10 protein-coding genes are annotated in these 15,724 nt (G+C 66.6%); 5 read left to right on the top strand and 5 right to left on the bottom strand.

The annotated features are described in order from the left end of the window. The gene (locus HMPREF0975_RS03390) at positions 1–546 is read right to left on the bottom strand and encodes a hypothetical protein (RefSeq protein WP_009232734.1); all 546 of its coding nucleotides are present in this window, start codon (positions 544–546) and stop codon (positions 1–3) included. Between the two features lie 176 nt (positions 547–722). Here HMPREF0975_RS03390 and HMPREF0975_RS03395 point away from each other — a divergent pair, with 176 nt between their 5' ends. Next, positions 723–1,244 (top strand): peptidylprolyl isomerase, encoded by a 522-nt coding sequence (locus HMPREF0975_RS03395; RefSeq protein ID WP_034473845.1) that lies wholly within the window; start codon positions 723–725, stop codon positions 1,242–1,244. A 207-nt stretch (positions 1,245–1,451) separates the two neighbouring features. Then, complete coding sequence (locus tag HMPREF0975_RS03400) at positions 1,452–2,291, top strand: rhomboid family intramembrane serine protease (RefSeq protein WP_009232736.1); 840 nt, start codon at positions 1,452–1,454, stop codon at positions 2,289–2,291. A gap of 345 nt (positions 2,292–2,636) precedes the next feature. On the opposite strand, the gene HMPREF0975_RS03405 is transcribed toward HMPREF0975_RS03400, so the two are convergent. Further along, positions 2,637–3,149 carry a cell division protein CrgA gene (locus HMPREF0975_RS03405; protein ID WP_009232737.1) on the bottom strand — a complete coding sequence of 171 codons (513 nt, stop codon included), beginning with the start codon at positions 3,147–3,149 and terminating at the stop codon, positions 2,637–2,639. Positions 3,150–3,344: 195 nt separating this feature from the next. On the opposite strand from HMPREF0975_RS03405, the gene HMPREF0975_RS03410 reads away from it, so the two are divergent. After that, a complete protein-coding gene (locus HMPREF0975_RS03410) occupies positions 3,345–4,118 on the top strand; it encodes a class E sortase (RefSeq protein ID WP_009232738.1) in 774 nt (257 codons plus the stop codon). Continuing rightward, complete coding sequence (locus HMPREF0975_RS16035) at positions 4,118–4,276, top strand: hypothetical protein (protein ID WP_009232739.1); 159 nt, start codon at positions 4,118–4,120, stop codon at positions 4,274–4,276. Before HMPREF0975_RS03410 ends, HMPREF0975_RS16035 begins: the two co-directional genes overlap by 1 nt. Positions 4,277–4,366: 90 nt before the next feature. On the opposite strand, the gene HMPREF0975_RS03415 is transcribed toward HMPREF0975_RS16035, so the two are convergent. The 3 genes from HMPREF0975_RS03415 to HMPREF0975_RS03425 all read right to left on the bottom strand — a co-directional run bounded on the left by HMPREF0975_RS03415 (position 4,367) and on the right by HMPREF0975_RS03425 (position 12,472). Continuing rightward, entirely contained in the window at positions 4,367–7,264 is a 2,898-nt protein-coding gene (locus tag HMPREF0975_RS03415) for a cation-translocating P-type ATPase (protein WP_009232740.1), read from the bottom strand. Positions 7,265–7,562: 298 nt separating this feature from the next. Further along, the gene (locus HMPREF0975_RS03420; protein WP_009232741.1) at positions 7,563–10,979 is read right to left on the bottom strand and encodes a hypothetical protein; all 3,417 of its coding nucleotides are present in this window, start codon (positions 10,977–10,979) and stop codon (positions 7,563–7,565) included. A 116-nt stretch (positions 10,980–11,095) separates the two neighbouring features. Beyond that, entirely contained in the window at positions 11,096–12,472 is a 1,377-nt protein-coding gene (locus tag HMPREF0975_RS03425; protein ID WP_009232742.1) for an anaerobic C4-dicarboxylate transporter, read from the bottom strand. A gap of 548 nt (positions 12,473–13,020) precedes the next feature. Here HMPREF0975_RS03425 and HMPREF0975_RS03430 point away from each other — a divergent pair. After that, positions 13,021–15,561: a transglycosylase domain-containing protein gene (locus HMPREF0975_RS03430; RefSeq protein WP_049939370.1), complete on the top strand. Its 2,541-nt coding sequence runs from the start codon at positions 13,021–13,023 to the stop codon at positions 15,559–15,561. Positions 15,562–15,724 lie beyond the last annotated feature (163 nt).

A 15,724-nucleotide genomic window follows, 5' to 3' on the forward strand; every position in this document is an offset into this window, starting at 1 on the left:
TCAGGCCGGGGCATCCTCGGGGCTGATGCCGTAGCCGGCCTCCTCCTCGGTGGAGTCGGCCCAGTACTCCTCGGCCCACGGGTCCTCAACAGGCTGGCTACGACGCCATACGACGTAGGCGCCGGCGGCGGCCGCACCGGCGACGGCGAGCCAGCCCAGGGTCTTGAGCACGCGGTGCTTCTTCTGCTTCTTCACGGGAACCTCCAATGCGGCGGACTTTGCGGCAACAGCCACGCGCTGGGCGCGCTCTGACAGGGTACCGTCCGTACCCGCGGCGGCCTGGGCAGCCACGGCGGCGCGCTGCGCGCGAGGAATGTAGTCCTCGACAACCCGCTGGCGAGCCTCCTGCACCACCGGCTCCAGACGCTCCTGTGCGTCCTTGGCGGCGCGGGCGACCTCCTCAGCGGCCCTACTCACGTGCGGGGCAGCCCACAGAGCCGCCCGCTCAGCCTGATCGACGACGGACTCGGCGAAGGATGCTGCCTCCTTGCGCAGATGAGTGGTGTCGAGCTTCTTGTCGCAGCATGTCTTCGTCAGGCAGGACATGGTTGCCTCCCAGGTCGGATACGGATACAGACGGTCGTTGTGCAACGTGCACTAATGGTCGCACCGTTGGGCTATCGGGCGCACAGGACGTCCAGGCGTTTTGCCTGGGGTGAACAGCGACGCGCACTGCTCAGGGTTCATGCCGATGGGCGTGGGAGCGTGCCACCATGGCCTCTATGGAAGCGACTCTTCACACCAACCTCGGCGATATCCGCCTGGAGCTCTACCCCGAGCAGGCGCCCGAGACCGTCTCCAACTTCGTCGGACTTGCCACCGGCCAGAAGGCATGGACGGATCCTCGCACCGGCGAGGAGTCTCACGCACCCCTGTACGACAACGTCATCTTCCACCGCGTCATCCCCGGTTTCATGATCCAGGGCGGCGACCCGCTGGGCACCGGCACCGGCGGCCCCGGTTATGTCTTCGATGACGAGATCGACGCCTCCCTGACCTTCGCAGCCCCCTACGTCCTGGCCATGGCCAATGCCGGCCGCCGTCTGGGCAAGGGCACCAACGGCTCGCAGTTCTTCATCACCACCGCTCCCACCGAGTGGCTCCAGGGCAAGCACACGATCTTCGGCGCCGTCACCGACGAGGCCTCCCGCGCCGTCGTCGACGCGATCTCCGCCGTCGAGACCGACCCGCGCGACCGCCCGGTGCAGGATGTCATCATCACCTCGGTGGACATTACTGAGTAGCCACTGGGTAACTGAGCCGTTGTGAACAGAGCGTTGGTCAGCAGCCCGCCGGCGACTGACCCGCTACCAAGCTGTCACTGAACCACCAGAATCGGGTGTGATTCGCCCCTGTGACGCCGTCGGGACCCGTGTCCCGGCGGCGTCGTCGTACCCGGTCCCAACCTGTCACCGCACGCCGACCCTCGAACATTCACACAGGAGTACTCGATGACCTCAACGAACCCGTCCACCGAGCAGGCGCCACCGGTGTGCCCCCGGCACCCGGACACGGTGGCCTACGTGCGCTGTCAGCGCTGCGAGCGGCCCACCTGCCCCGCCTGTCAGGTTCCCAGCACTGTAGGAGTGCACTGCGTGGACTGCGCTCGCCAGTCACAGGCCGGTCGGCGTCAGGCGCGCACACTGCTGGGCGGGACCGTGGTGTCCGACGCCGTCGTCACCAAGGTGCTCATCGGCCTGTGCGTCGCCGCCTACGTCGTTCAGGTGCTCGCCCCGGCGCTGGACGCTCGACTGGCCTTCGTGCCGGTAGTGGCCGCCGGTGAGCCCTGGCGGTTCCTGACGACAGCCTTCCTCCACGCGAACTACATGCACCTCGGCTTCAACATGTGGGCCCTATGGGTGCTGGGCGGTTCCCTCGAGCCGGTGCTCGGGCGCTGGCGCTTCACCGCCGTTTACCTGCTCAGCGCCCTGGGCGGTTCGACGGCGATCTACTGGCTCTCCTGGCCGGACACCGACGCCTGGGGCACGATGACAGTGGGTGCCTCCGGAGCGGTCTTCGGCCTGTTCTCCACCATGTTCGTGGTGCAGCGGCGCTTCGGGCGGGACACCTCGGGAATCGTGGCGCTCCTGGCGATCAACGCCGTTATCTCCTTCCTGGGGGCCAACATCTCCTGGCAGGGGCACCTCGGCGGGCTCATCGTGGGAGGAATCGTTGCGGCGGTCTACGCGTGGGCCCCCCGCGGCAGGCGGCAAACCGTGGGGATCGTCGGAACCGTGGCGGTCGCGGTGGTGCTCGTGGGGCTCAACATCGCACGCGCACTCATCGTCTGAGGCACCCCGCAACACGGTCGAGCATGAATGACACCGGTGGAAGCACACTGCTGTAGTTCATCCACACCTGGGGACACGGATGTGGAAACACACGCGTGTAGTTATCCACAGGTGTGTCCACACTTGGGGAAAGTCGGGGTGGGATGTGGGGAGGCCTCTGTCCACGGATCCACAGGATGCCTGTGGACTGTATGGCATGCGTGCGTGAAAGGGACCTGCGCCGATGCGACGACTCGCCCGACCGTCATCGCCCCAATGGGCATGGCAAGGCCCCCGAGCGCTAGCGCTCGGGGGCCTTGATGCCTTGTACCTTGTCCGCCGAAGGTGCAGAACTCCTAGGAGCCGCTACTTCCAGCGCAGCAGGCCGAGGAATCCCGACATCATGATGAGGAAGCCGATGTAGAGGTTGCCGTTGAACAACCAATCGGTGGCGTGGTGCTTGGCGAAGTACGGCAGCGGATACAGGCCGTTGAACAGGTAGGTGGTGACCACCCACAGCAGCCCGATGACCATGAGCGTCACCATCGTGGGCGCGTACCAACGCGGCGAGGCGGTGTCCTTGATCTTGGCGGGTGTGCGCGAGACCCGGTTCGCCGCGGCGCGCGACTCCTCCTCGAGGGCCTTGGCCGCCTTGGCCGGGTTGCCCGAGCGCTCAGGGCGCTTCTTCGACGTCGATGACGAGTCCTTCTTCGAATCCTTGTCCGCCTTGTCCTTCTTCTTGGACGCAGCGGTGCTCTTCGCGGAACTCTTCTCGGACTTCGCAGCGTTCTTCTCGGTGCTCTTGCCGGAGTTCTTCTTCGAGACCTTCTCCGAGCTCTTGTCGGCGTCGTCCTTTGTGGACTTCTTCTCCAAGGCCACCCTGGGTCTCCTCACTGGTTGGGGACGGTGGTTCGAGACCACCCCAATACATCCGGGCCTAGCCTAGGACATGAGGAGAAGCTTCCTCACGGTGTGCTCTGTGATACGTCCACCACTCCGAGCTGGTCACGGGCGGGGTGTGTCGCCTTAGACTGGCCGTCAACCCGATGAAGTTTCAAGTCGTGAGGAGGGGTGATGGCTGGAGGGGGTCTTGTGCAGCATCGCGCGCCTGGCCAGAGCCGTGCTGTACGAATCTTCAATGGCACCTTGACCGCGATCGGCGAGCTGCTCATCACGGCGGGCCTCGTGGTCGCGCTCTTCCTGTGCTGGCAGCTGTGGTGGACCAGCATCGACGCCAACGCCAGTGCGCAGGCGGTTGCCACCCAGTTCCACGAGAAGCAGGTCGAGTCCCCCAAGGTCGAGGGCACTAAGCACACCGAGGATCCTCCGGTGATGGAGAAGGTCGGCTACGGCGAGACCATCGGAATGCTCGTCGTCCCCAAGTGGTACGGCGTGACGAACAACAACATGCCCGTCCTCGAGGGAACGGGCTCCGACGTCCTGGATCAGGCCGCCGCGGGCCACTATCCCGAAACCCAGCAGCTCGGGGAGCTCGGCAACTTCGCCATTGCCGGGCACCGTCGCACCTACGGCAACTCCTTCCGTCGCATCGACCTGCTCCAGGAGGGCGACGAGATCGTCGTCTCCACTGCGAACACCTGGTACGTGTTCACGGTGACCAATCATGAGATCGTCCAGCCCGAGCAGGTGGAGGTCATTGCTCCGGTGCCCAATCAGCCCGATGTCCAGCCCACCGAGCGGTACATCACGCTGACCACGTGCCACGGCTCGACCGCCGGCGAGTTCGGCAACGACCAGCGCTGGATCGTCCACGCGAAGTTCTCTTACTGGATGAACCGTTCCGAGGGTCGCCCCGCCTCTGTGCTCAACGATCCGGGAGTCAATTGATGTACGGCTTCATCTGGCGTCACCTGCCCGGGCCGGCTTGGCTCAAGGCCATCGAGGCCCTCATCCTCATCGCCGGGATCGTCTATCTGCTCATGCAGTACGTCTTCCCCTGGGCCAACGAGACCTGGCACCTTTCCGGCAACGCGGATGTCGGCTGACCCCCGTCGATCGGTCACGATCGACTCGACCGGCCACTGAATCCACTAAGTCGGATGCGAGAACGGGGCCTTGCGCCCCTGCCGGGTCTTCTACCGCGCCATGAGTCGGCTGATGAGCTTGCGCAGCTCATCGACCCATAGGACCAGGGAGGCCATGACGATGACGATCGCCCAGTGGACCGGGTCCAGCGACGTCGTCGAGAAGGCCGCCTGAAGGAAGGGCACCTCCACCACGGCGACTTGGAGCACCAGGGTTAGGCCGATCGCACCCCACAGCCACTTATTGACGAAGAGGTGGCTGAAGGCGCTGACCGTCTCCGAGCGGGAGTTGACCGTGTTGAACAGTTGCGCCAGGACCAGGGTGGAGAAGGCCGCCGTGCGCGCGGTGTCGAGGCTGTCTGTGGACAGGGAGGTCTCGATGAGGCCGCCGGGCAGGAAGATGTCCAGCGTGGCCAGGGTCGAGACGGCCATGACGGTGCCGACCAGCAGGACGCCGCTCCACATGGCCCCGTCGACCACTCGGTCGGTGGGCTTGCGCGGCGGGCGGGCCATGACGTCCTCCACCGAGGGGTCCACACCCATGGCCAGGGCCGGTCCGGAGTCGGTGACCAGGTTGATCCACAGGATCTGGGTGGCCAGCAGCGGCAGGACAACGCCGGAGTCGCTGTGCCCGCTCAGGCCGATGACTCCGGAGAACACCACGCCGCCGAAGACGGTGAGGACCTCGCCCATATTGGAGGACAGCAGGAAGCGCAGGAACTTCTTGATGTTGTCGAAGATGCGCCGGCCCTCGCGCACTGCGTCGACGATGGTGGCGAAATTGTCGTCCGCCAGGACCATCGTGGCGGCCTCCTTGGTCACCTGGGTTCCGGTGATACCCATGGCCACGCCGATGTCCGCGGCGCGCAGGGCCGGGGCGTCGTTGACGCCGTCGCCGGTCATGGAGACCGTGTGGCCCTGAGACTTCAGGGCGTGGACGATCCGCATCTTGTGCTCGGGGGCGACGCGGGCGTACACGCTGGTGGCGGCTACGGCCTCGGACAGGGCGTCGTCATCCATCCCCTCCAGCTCGCGGCCGGTCAGAACCGGGGCGCCGCGCTCGACGATGCCCAGGTCCGCTGCGATGCGCCCGGCGGTGGCCGGGTGGTCGCCGGTGATCATGAGGACGCGCACGCCCGCCCGGTGCGCTTCGGCGACGGCCACGGCCGCCTCGGGGCGCGGCGGGTCGATGATGCCGACGACGCCGGCCAGCACCAGGTTCCGCTCCAGGTCGGACAGGTCCGCCTCGCCGTCGCCGGCGGCGGCCTCGCGCACGCGGGCGGCCTCCTCATCGGTGAGGATCCGGTAGCCGACCCCCAGGGTGCGCAGTGCTCGGCCCGACATGTCCGCGATGTGTTCGACGAACTGGGCCCGGGCCTCCTCGGTCAGTTCGGTGGCGGCGTCGCCCAGGCGCATCTGCGTGCAGTGCTCCATGAGGACGTCGGGGGCGCCCTTGGACATGATGATCGTGCCGTGCTCGGTATCGGTGAGCAGTACCGACATCATCTTGCGCTCGGAGGTGAAGGGGACCTCGCCGACGCGCTCGAAGCGGCCTTCGCGCTGCCCGTCTGTGCCGAGCTTCTTCTCCGCGACCAGGAAGGCACCCTCGGTGGGGTCGCCGACGACGCTCCACACGTCCTCGGTGACATTCAGTTCGGCGTCGGAGGCCAGTGTCCCGCCGGAGAGGACCACGGTGACCTCATCGCGCAAGGGCCCTTCGAGGGGATCGGCGTCGGGGCGACCGTCGCGGTCGGCGTCGGGGGCGACCTCGCCGTCGGGCGCGTACCCGATACCCGTGACCACACAGGTGCCTGAGGCGGTGACGACCTCCTGGATCGTCATCTCTGAGCGGGTGAGCGTGCCGGTCTTGTCCGAGCAGATGACCGAGGCGGAGCCGAGGGTCTCCACGCTGGTGAGTTTCTTGACCACTGCCTTGTGAATGGCCATGCGCTGCACGCCCAGGGCCAGGACCACCGACAGGATCGCGGGCAGCCCCTCGGGTACGGCGGCCACGGCCAGCGAGACCCCCAGCAGGAGGGCGTGGACTATCGTGTCCGGCGCGCGGTTCTCTGCCAGGAGTAGCAGGGTTCCCACAACGACCACGGCGATGATGACCACGACGATTCCCAGCATCTTGGAGATCGAGTGGATCTCCTTCTGCAGGGGCGTGTCCTCCTCCTCGACGGAGTCGAGCATCTGTGCGATCGCACCCATCTCGGTGTCTGCCCCGGTGGCGACGACGACGGCGCGCCCCGTCCCCTGGGCCACGGAGGTGCCCCGGTAGACCATGCAGGTGCGGTCGGCCAGATCGGTATCGGCGCCGACCGCCTCGGGGGTCTTGACGACGGCGTCGGCCTCACCGGTCAGGGAGGACTCCACCACGCGCAGGGCGGCGGCCGAGATCAGGCGGGCATCGGCACCGACCTGGTCGCCCTCGCCCAGGACGAGGACGTCGCCCACCACGAGCTCGGAGGAGGGGACGACCAGCCGAGAGCCGTCGCGCAGCACCGTGGAGGTCGCCTCGGTCATGGCGGACAGGGCGGCGACGGCGTCAGCGGCCTTGTTCTCCTGGACGAACCCGAGGACGGCGTTGAGGGTCACGACGGCGACGATGACGATGGAGTCCACCGGCACGCCCTCGGCGCCCTCCAGGACCCAGGCGATGGTGGAGACGACGATGGCGGCCAGCAGGAGGTAGACGAGCGGGTCGTTGAACTGGCCCAGGAAGCGCAGCCAGGCGGGTGCCGGCGGCTTGGAGGGCAGCTCGTTGGGGCCGTCGGTGGCTAGGCGGTCAGCCGCGGTCTGCGGGCTCAGGCCGCGGGAGGTGTCGGTACCGAGGTCGGCGGCGACGGCGTCGGCCGGGCGGGAGTAGGAGGACTCGGGTGTTGCGGCGGGAGGGGCGGCGCCGGCCGACTTGGCCGGTGTGTCCATGGCGGGTGCTTTGGGCATGGGCGCTATCCCATCAGCGGCGGTGGTCCCTCACAAGTCTCCGGGAGCGTTTTTTGGGCGAATCGTATGGGTAGTAGTTCCCTGGTGCGGCGGTTGAGGCGATATCAGTGCGACCGTTGGCGGGCGGCAGCGTCGGGCAGCTTCTCCAGTACTCGTCTCCCGTCTCTCCACGGGCAGACAACCCGCGTACGGGGACGAAATACGCGTGGGGGAACAGGACTCCTGTTCCCCCACGCGTGGAAGGTCCCCGCCCCATGGGAGGGGATGCGTCGGGCGCGTCAGTCGGCCGTCGTCAGCCTCAGGCCAGCGAGGGCTGGAGGCCGAGTGTGCCCACGAGGTGCTCGCGGTAGGCCGGGGTGCTGACCTTGTCCAGCCAGGCGCGGGCCTCGGCCAGGCGACCCTCGATGCCCAGGCGCTCGATGACCTCCTTATTGTTCTCCGCGGTGTAGAAGCGGGTGAGGTCCTCGATGGCCTGATGGGCCTGGCGGGTGTCACGGGCGACCTTGGCGTCCAGGCGCGCCGCGTACCACGACGAGCTCAGGATGTTCTCGCGCTCGAACAGGGCGCGGAACTCCGGGCTCGCCAGGTTCCAGCCCTCCCGGGAGGTGCCGTCGATCATGATCTCCAGAAGGGCCCGCAGCGGCGGCACGGCCCACTCGATAGAGCCGTCGGCCCGGTAGTGCTCGGCCACGACCTTGTGGGTGGTGACGATGATGTCCACCGAGTCGGCGAAGACCGCCTCGTCCTGCAGTTCGGGACGCAGCATCTCCTCGGTGAAAACGACGTCGGGGTGCAGGAAGATCCGCCCGAAGAAGGTTGAGGCGAAGGCCTGGTTCATGCGGTAGCCCAGGCGCGAGGCCTGAACGGTACGGCCCTTGTACTCGAAGTCCTCGATGCGCTCGAGGTAGCCGCCCTTGATGAGGCTGCGGGCATCGCGCTCCTCAACGCTCATGCGGGAGAAAATCTCCGGGATGAGCAGTGAGATGTCGTGAGCCACCTGGACCTTCGGACCGATGTAGCCGGCCGAGGACAGCCAGCCGTCGTAGCCGCTGAGGGCGTAGGACAGCAGGGCCGCGTTGAGGTCGTAGATAGCGGGCAGCGCGTTGAACGGGGACTTGGTCAGCGCCCCCTCGCTACCGGCACCCGTCGTCGAGGGGGACTTGCCGGTCATGGAGGAGATGAACTCCATGAAGAGCTCGGGCAGCTCCATGTAGTGCAGCGGGTTGTAGGCGCACAGCGGCGGAACCCCGTCCTCGGGCGGGTTGTTGCGGCGCCCGGCGGCGACGACATCGACGCTGTGGCGCAGCGGCTCGCTCAGGGGCACGTCGCGGAAGAGGTGGTTGGTGAGGTCCGCCAGCGCCACGTCCTTCGGGTTGGCGATGTCGGGACGCACCTGGAGGTAGCGGGGGTTCTTGGTGGGAGTCCCGTTGACCAGGCGCGGGTCGGCCGTGGAGACCCAGTAGGTCTCCTTGGTGGGGTCCTCGGCCTCGGGCAGGGCGGCGGCGCGGGCCACGAGGTCCTGCATGGGCTGGGTGAAGCGGGACAGGCCGGGGGCGTCGGCGGCCATCGCCCGGGCGTCGTCGGGCGTGAGCGGCTGGAAGTTCGAGATGAACAGGTCCGCCTGCGCATCCGACATGTCCGACTCGGTCTGCTTGTCGTAGCCGCGCACGATCGCGTCGTCGGGCCGCTGGAAGAGCAGGGACTCGCAGTTGGTGACGAACTTGCGCGACAGTTCCGAGTCCGGGGTGGAGATCAGGCCGCCGGGGGCCACGATCGAGGCGGTGATGTCGTCCTCGGTCTGGACCTTGGCTGCCGGGGAGAAGTCAGGGCGCAGGGACAGCAGGCGCCAGGCGCCGTCGTCCTCGAAGCCCACGCGCAGCATGTTGACCTTGATGACCTCGCCGTCCAGGCGCAGGGAGTTGCCCTTGCGGCCGTTGATGATGCCCACGGAGAAGTGGCTGCGCCAATCCTTGCCCCAGCTGGGCTGGTAGAAGCGCTTGACGGTGAAGATGAGTTCCTTGATGTGGGCCGGGATTGACTCCAGGAAGGCGTTGTACTCGTCGGTGTATCTGGACGACGGCGTCAGCAGCTTGATGACGCTTCCCAGCGAGCGGCGCTCGGAGAGGATTGAGCGGTGGTTGTCGCTCTTGTTGGCCGGGTCGACGAAGCGGTCGGCGTAGTTGCCGTCGAGGATCTTCTGGACGGTGTCGAAGTCCTCGTCGACGTCGCCGACATAGGCCTCGCCGAAGACGAAGGCATCCAGGAGGGACTTGGAGATCTCCGACTTGCCGCCGCCGGAGACGGTGGCCGGCTTGTGGGCCTGCGTGGACCAGGGGGCGGTGCCCACCAAGTGCCACTGGGTGGCGTCGCCCTCGCGGTGCTTGGCGTGCACCCGGTAGCCGTTGGGGGCCACATAGGTGTTGCCCGCCAGCAGTGGGATCGAGGCCTCCTGATTGTCGGGGCGGGTCCAGGTGATCGTCTGGTTGCGCATCGAGTAGTGGGCGCCGGCGGGCACCAGCACCACGGTCGGGTCGTCGATGGCGACGGCGGAGCCGTCCTCGCGCAGTTCGAAGCGGTCGGGGTTGCGCTCGAGAACGTGCTCGAAGGTCATGCCCTCGGGGGTGTGAATGTCGGTGTACTCCTGGCTCAGGTTGTAGCGCGGGTAGGCGATCGCGCCGCCAGCATGCTCCTCCTCCACGCAGCCGAAGAGGTTGGCCGAGTACCCGATCTGGGTCTTGACCTCCTTCTTGCAGTAGCCGAAGTAGTTGTCAGCGATGACGGTGACGATGACGCCGCGCTCGTCTCGGGCCACGCACTTGAAGGCCTTGCCGCCGTTGTAGAGCTCGGCCTCGTCCTTCCAGCACTGGCCGTCGCGGCGCTGGCGCTCGGTGGCCTCCTCCCAGGAAGGCAGGCCCAGTTCCTTCTTGGTCAGGGTGGTCAGGTGCGGGGCGAGGATGACGCAGCCGGTGTGACCGGTCCAGGACTCCGGGGCCAGGGAGGCGTCGTTCTCCGGCAGGTAGGGGTCCCCGCCATTGCCGAAGATCCCCTCGACGAAGTCCAGGTTGGAGACCAGGCCGCCGGGGGCGATGAAGCGGATCTCCATGGAGCGCTCGGCGGAGAAACCGGCGACCTCGGGAACGACGACGGGACGCAGCAGCAGGGACACGAAGCAGCGGGCCGGCTCATCCTGCGTGGAGGCCCACGGCAGGGTCAGCAGGTCCTCGGGGGCCTCGACGGCGCGGGCCAGCAGGCGGGCGAAGACGTCGCGCGGGACGGCGATCTTGTCATCGGGAATCGGCAGGCCGCCCTCGGCGACATGGAAGACGCCGGCGGTGGTGCGGCGGTCGTTGCGGGGGTTGTGCAGGACACCGCCGAGCACCTTGTAGCTCTCGACGTAGTCGGAGGTGAAGCTGGTGGAGTCCACCGGCAGCGACAGAGCTCGTGCCAGGCCGGGCTGATCCAGGACGAAGGTCGAGCGCGGCAGCCTCGGGGTGACGGCCGCGCCCTCCAGGTAGGAGTCCAGGAAGGTCTGGATGCGCTGGTCGGCAGCACAGGGGCGGTGGGCCAGTCGACGGGAGAGCTCGCGCTGGCGCGCCAGGATCGGGGACATGAGGCGATCCGCCTCAGTCTGCTTGACCTGTGCCGGGGCGGAGATCCCCAGCAGCTCCAAACGCAGGGCGATGGCGGAGGTAGTGGCCGCGTCTGTAGTTGTCATGGCTCGAGCCTAGTCAGACTGGACGACACGCTCCTGTTACGTTCTGCCCAGAAAGAGGGCTTCAGGGGTGTGGTCGACGTCGCACCTGCCGGTCCTCGTCGCCCGGTCGGCCCGGCTCATGACAGGAGCAACTGGGACAGCGCGGTGCCCACGAGGCAGGAGGTGAACACTCCGATGAGCCCGGGCACCAGGAAGGAGTGGTTGATGACGTACTTGCCGATGTGCGTGGTGCCGGTGGGATCGAAGCCGATCGCCGCCAGGTCCGAGGGGTAGGTGGGCAGGATGAAGTACCCGTAGGAGGCGCCGATGAACCCGACGACGATGACCGGGCTCACCCCGAGCGACAGGGCCATAGGGGCGACGATGAGCAGGCCGGCCGCCTGGGAGTTCACCAGCTTGCCGATGACGAACAGGACGATGGCGTACATCCACACGTGATGGGACAGGACGCCGGCGAGACTGTGCTCCAGGTCCTCCAGGTGTGCGTGGACGACCGTCTCGGTCATCCAGGCGACCCCGAAGATGGAGAACATGGCGGTGGCCCCGGCCTTGAATACGGCGGTGGAGGCGATCTTGCTGGCCTGCACCTTGCAGGTCAGCAGGATGAGCGCCCCGGCGGCGAGCATAACCATCTGGATGACCAGGTTCATGCTCAGGCGCTCCATTGTGCCGCCGTCGCCCGTGGGGAACTTGGGGCGCAGCACCTCGAAGGCGCCCAGGACGACGACGGCGGCGATGGCTCCCAGGAAGATCCAGGTGGCGCGGTAGGCCTCGGGCGGGAACACCTTACCGATGAGGGTTTCGGAGCTGGAGTGGACGGCGGCGCGGAACTCCGGGTCCTTCAGCCGTTTCTGGTACTCCTCGTCTTTGTCCAGGTCCTTGCCCCGGCGCATCGACCACAGGGCGGCCAGAAGCACCCCGCATAACGACGCCGGGATGGAGATGGCCAGGATCTGGAGGACCGACCAGTGCCGGTCGGTGTTCTTGGCGATGATGGAGACGACGGAGACCGTGGCGACCGAGACTGGTGAGGCTGTGATGCCCATCTGGGCGGCGACCGAGGAGGCGGCCATGGGGCGCTCGGGTCGGATGTCCTTCTTAATGGCGATGTCCGCGATGATCGGGAGCATCGTGTAGACCACGTGGCCGGTGCCGCACAGAACGGTGAGGAACCAGGTGACGCACGGCCCCAGGATGGTGATCTGCTCGGGATGCCGGCGCAGGACGCGTTCGGCCATCTGCATCATGACGTCCAGGCCGCCGGACTGCTGGAGGGTGGCGGCGCACCCGATGACGGCCAGGATGGTGAGGATGACATCGACCGGCGCCTCGCCGGGCTCCAGGCGGAATCCGAAGACGAGGACCAGCAGGCCAATTCCGGCGATGAGACCGAGGGCGATCCCGCCCTTCTTCGCCCCGACGATGAGGCAGGTGAGGATGATGACGACTTGGAGGATGATGCTGAGGGCCTGGAGGGCTGAGCTGGCGTCCACGGTGAATCTCCCCGGTGAGCTGGACGGACGGTAGCCGGTGGTCCTCGGGCGGACGAGGAGCTGCGGCGAGGAACTGACACCCTGTCAATGTTGTGTCCAGTGTCTCACTCATATCGGGGGACTATTGTCCCGATCAATACCGGCTGTTCTTGACGTGTTTCCGCTCAGGCTGGGCGCGAACTCACAATCTGCATCTGCGGCCGATCTTCTCCTGCTCCCGAAGCGCGTGAGCGCGCTGGTCAGAGCGGAGCAGGTGGAGTTAAGGTAACAGTTGATGAGGGCGTTATGGCCGTTTCCCAGGTCTGCATCGCTACCATCGCTCCCCACTGTTCCCCCATACTTGAGCGCAGTCGACGCCCCGTGCGGCTTGTCCGCAGTGATCGCACCTGATCGTCGTCGGCGATCTGTAGAACGGTGATCGGCAACCGAGTCGGCACCGGCCGCCAATATCGGTCATGATGGGACCCCAGACCGCAACCGGAGCGTTATCCCCCGCGCCGTTGCGGCACCCGGTCACTGTCTATGACAGTCAACGAAACGAGGAGCGCGTGGCAGAAGGCACGAACGGGGGCGGACCCAGCCGCCCCGTCGGCAAGAAGCTGACCCAGGTGGCCAGCGCCGGTCAGCAGGCCCTGAACAAGCCCCCGGAGTCTGGCAAGACGCCTGGAAAGGGTCGCAAGTCCTCGCAGGTCGAGCGGTCCAAGGACGCCGCCACGGGGCGTAAGCGCCGTTTCTTCAACTACCCTCGCGCCGGAAAGGGCAAGATCCACCGCTGGATCCCTAGCTGGCGGTTCGTCCTAGGATCCTTCCTGCTCGTCATCCTCTGTCTCGTCGGCGCCTTCATGTGGGCCTACAACAACACCACGGTCCCCAAGCCCAGCGAATTCGCGCTGGCGCAGAGCAGCACGGTCTACTACGCCGACGGCTCGACGGAAATGGGCAAGTTCGCTGAGATCAACCGTCAGTCCGTGGACGCCTCCACTCTTCCGGACTACGTGGGCAACTCGGTGGTGGCCTCGGAGGACCGCACCTTCTACTCCAACAAGGGAGTCGACCCCAAGGGCATCGCCCGCGCCCTGGTGAACAACTTGCGCGGAGGCGACACCCAGGGCGCCTCGACCCTGACGCAGCAGTACGTGAAGAACTACTACGTCGACACCACGGACTCCTACTTCGGCAAGGCCAAGCAAGCCATCATGGCCATCAAGATCGACCGGGAGAAATCTAAGAAGGATATCCTGGGCGACTATCTCAACACGGTCTACTTCGGCCGAGGCGCCTACGGCATCGAGGCCGCCTCGAAGGCGTTCTTCAACAAGTCCGCCAAGGATATGAGCCCGTCGGAGGCGGCGCTCCTGGCGGGAATCCTGCCGTCCCCCAGTGCCTGGGACCCGGCCGAGAATTCGGAGAAGGCACAGGAGCGGTGGTCCCGAGTCCTGCAGTTCATGGTCGATGACGGCTACATTTCCCAGGAGCAGTACAACACCGCCAAGCAGGCGGGTATGCCGCCGACCGTCGAGTCCCAGACCAAACAGGTCTACGCCGGCAGTAACGGGTACCTGCTTCAGATGGTGCGCGCCGAGCTCGAGAACAAGGCCAAGCTCACCCCCGAGCAGATCGACACCGGCGGCTTCAAGATCGTCACCACAATCAACCCGAAGGATCAGGAGGCCGCCGTCAACGCGGTCAACTCCCTGCCCGAGGGTGCTTCTCCGAACCTGCGCAAGGCGCTGGTGTCCATTGATCCCAAGACGGGGGGCGTTCTGGCGCTCTATGGGGGTGAGGATTATCTGACCAGCCAGGTCAACACCTCGACCGACGCGATCGCCCAGGCCGGCTCTACCTTCAAGCCCTTCGCTCTGGTGGCCGCGCTGGAGAACGGGTGGTCCCTGGGCAGCAGCTACCCGGCGACCTCTCCGATGACTATCGAGGGACACCAGTTCCAGAACTTCAAGAACGTCTCCCTGAAGTCGGCCAGCCTGACCCAGGCAACGGAGCAATCGCTCAACACGCCCTACCTCCAGCTCAACCGGGACCTGTCCAACCAGGTCGATCCGCAGGCGACGGCCGAGGTGGCCAACCGTGCGGGGTACCCCAAGAGCACCGCGGGGCTGAAATCCGATGAGGAGCGGGAGTTCGTGCAGAACGTCCTGGGGTCTGCCTCGCCGCACACGATCGACATCGCCTCGGCCTACTCAACCTTCGCCGCGCAGGGCGTGAAGCGCGACACCCACATCGTGGCCACCGTCAAGAACTCCGATAGCACGGACCGCTACACGGCCCCCACCGAGGGCAAGCGGGAGTTCGAGGAGGACGTCATGGCGGATACGACCTACGCCCTCCAGCAGGTCGTCGCCGGTGAGAATGGCAGCGCGGACAAGGTGGCCGCGCAGATGGACCGCCCGGTCGCCGCGAAGACCGGATCGTCATCGGACAACAAGTCCGCCCAGTTCGTGGGCTTCACCCCTCAGGTGGTCACCGCGGTGACTCTCTATCAGACCGGTGATGACGGCTCGGAGGAGTCGATCACGCCCTGGGGCGAGTATGACGAGGTCACCGGCTCGACCTACCCGGCGGACATCTTCATCGACTACATGAAGGTCGCCCACGAGGGGCTCAAGGTCGAAGAGTTCCCCGAGGCGGCGGAGATCCCCGCCACACGCGGCGGCGGACGCGGCTCTGCGAAGCCGACGGCCGAGCCGGAGGAAGAGGAGACTGTGCCCCCCACCAGCCGGCCCGAGGAAACCCAGGCCCCCGCCGAGCAGCCCAGTACCGAGCCGACCGAACAGGGCACGCAACCGCCTGAGGGGCAGCAGACCAAGCAACCTGAGGCCACAAGTGACTCTGGCGAGAATGGCAACCAAGGCGGCAATGGTGGAAACCAGGGCGGCGGCAACGGCGGCAATGGTGGAAACCAGGGCGGCGGCAACGGCGGCAATGGTGGAAACCAGGGCGGCGGCAACGGCGGCAATGGTGGAAACCAAGGCGGCGGCAACGGCGGCAACGGTGGAAACCAAGGCGGCGGAGGCCTGCAGCCCGGCGATCCGGGTAACCAAGGCGGTGGCGGCCAAGGTGGCCAGGGCGGCTGATTACGGCTTGCCGGCAGGCACCTGACGGTGGGCCGATGACGTGTTGCATGGCACGTCGTCGGCCCACCGTCTCGACTTCCAGGGCCGACGGGTTGTCCGGTAATGTGGCGATCTGGCTGCGTCGTCGGGCGGAAGGCGGAATGAAGCCTGTTTCCGCCGGATG

This window comes from Actinomyces sp. oral taxon 849 str. F0330 (genome assembly GCF_000239715.1).
In the GTDB taxonomy this organism is placed as follows: domain Bacteria; phylum Actinomycetota; class Actinomycetes; order Actinomycetales; family Actinomycetaceae; genus Actinomyces; species Actinomyces johnsonii.

What these genes read in the sequence shown, in the direction of transcription:
- HMPREF0975_RS03390 (WP_009232734.1), bottom strand. Translation starts at nt 546, where the DNA reads ATGTCCTGCCTGACGAAGACATGCTGCGACAAGAAGCTCGACACCACT.
- HMPREF0975_RS03395 (WP_034473845.1), top strand. Translation starts at nt 723, where the DNA reads ATGGAAGCGACTCTTCACACCAACCTCGGCGATATCCGCCTGGAGCTC.
- HMPREF0975_RS03400 (WP_009232736.1), top strand. Translation starts at nt 1,452, where the DNA reads ATGACCTCAACGAACCCGTCCACCGAGCAGGCGCCACCGGTGTGCCCC.
- HMPREF0975_RS03410 (WP_009232738.1), top strand. Translation starts at nt 3,345, where the DNA reads ATGGCTGGAGGGGGTCTTGTGCAGCATCGCGCGCCTGGCCAGAGCCGT.
- HMPREF0975_RS16035 (WP_009232739.1), top strand. Translation starts at nt 4,118, where the DNA reads ATGTACGGCTTCATCTGGCGTCACCTGCCCGGGCCGGCTTGGCTCAAG.
- HMPREF0975_RS03415 (WP_009232740.1), bottom strand. Translation starts at nt 7,264, where the DNA reads ATGCCCAAAGCACCCGCCATGGACACACCGGCCAAGTCGGCCGGCGCC.
- HMPREF0975_RS03420 (WP_009232741.1), bottom strand. Translation starts at nt 10,979, where the DNA reads ATGACAACTACAGACGCGGCCACTACCTCCGCCATCGCCCTGCGTTTG.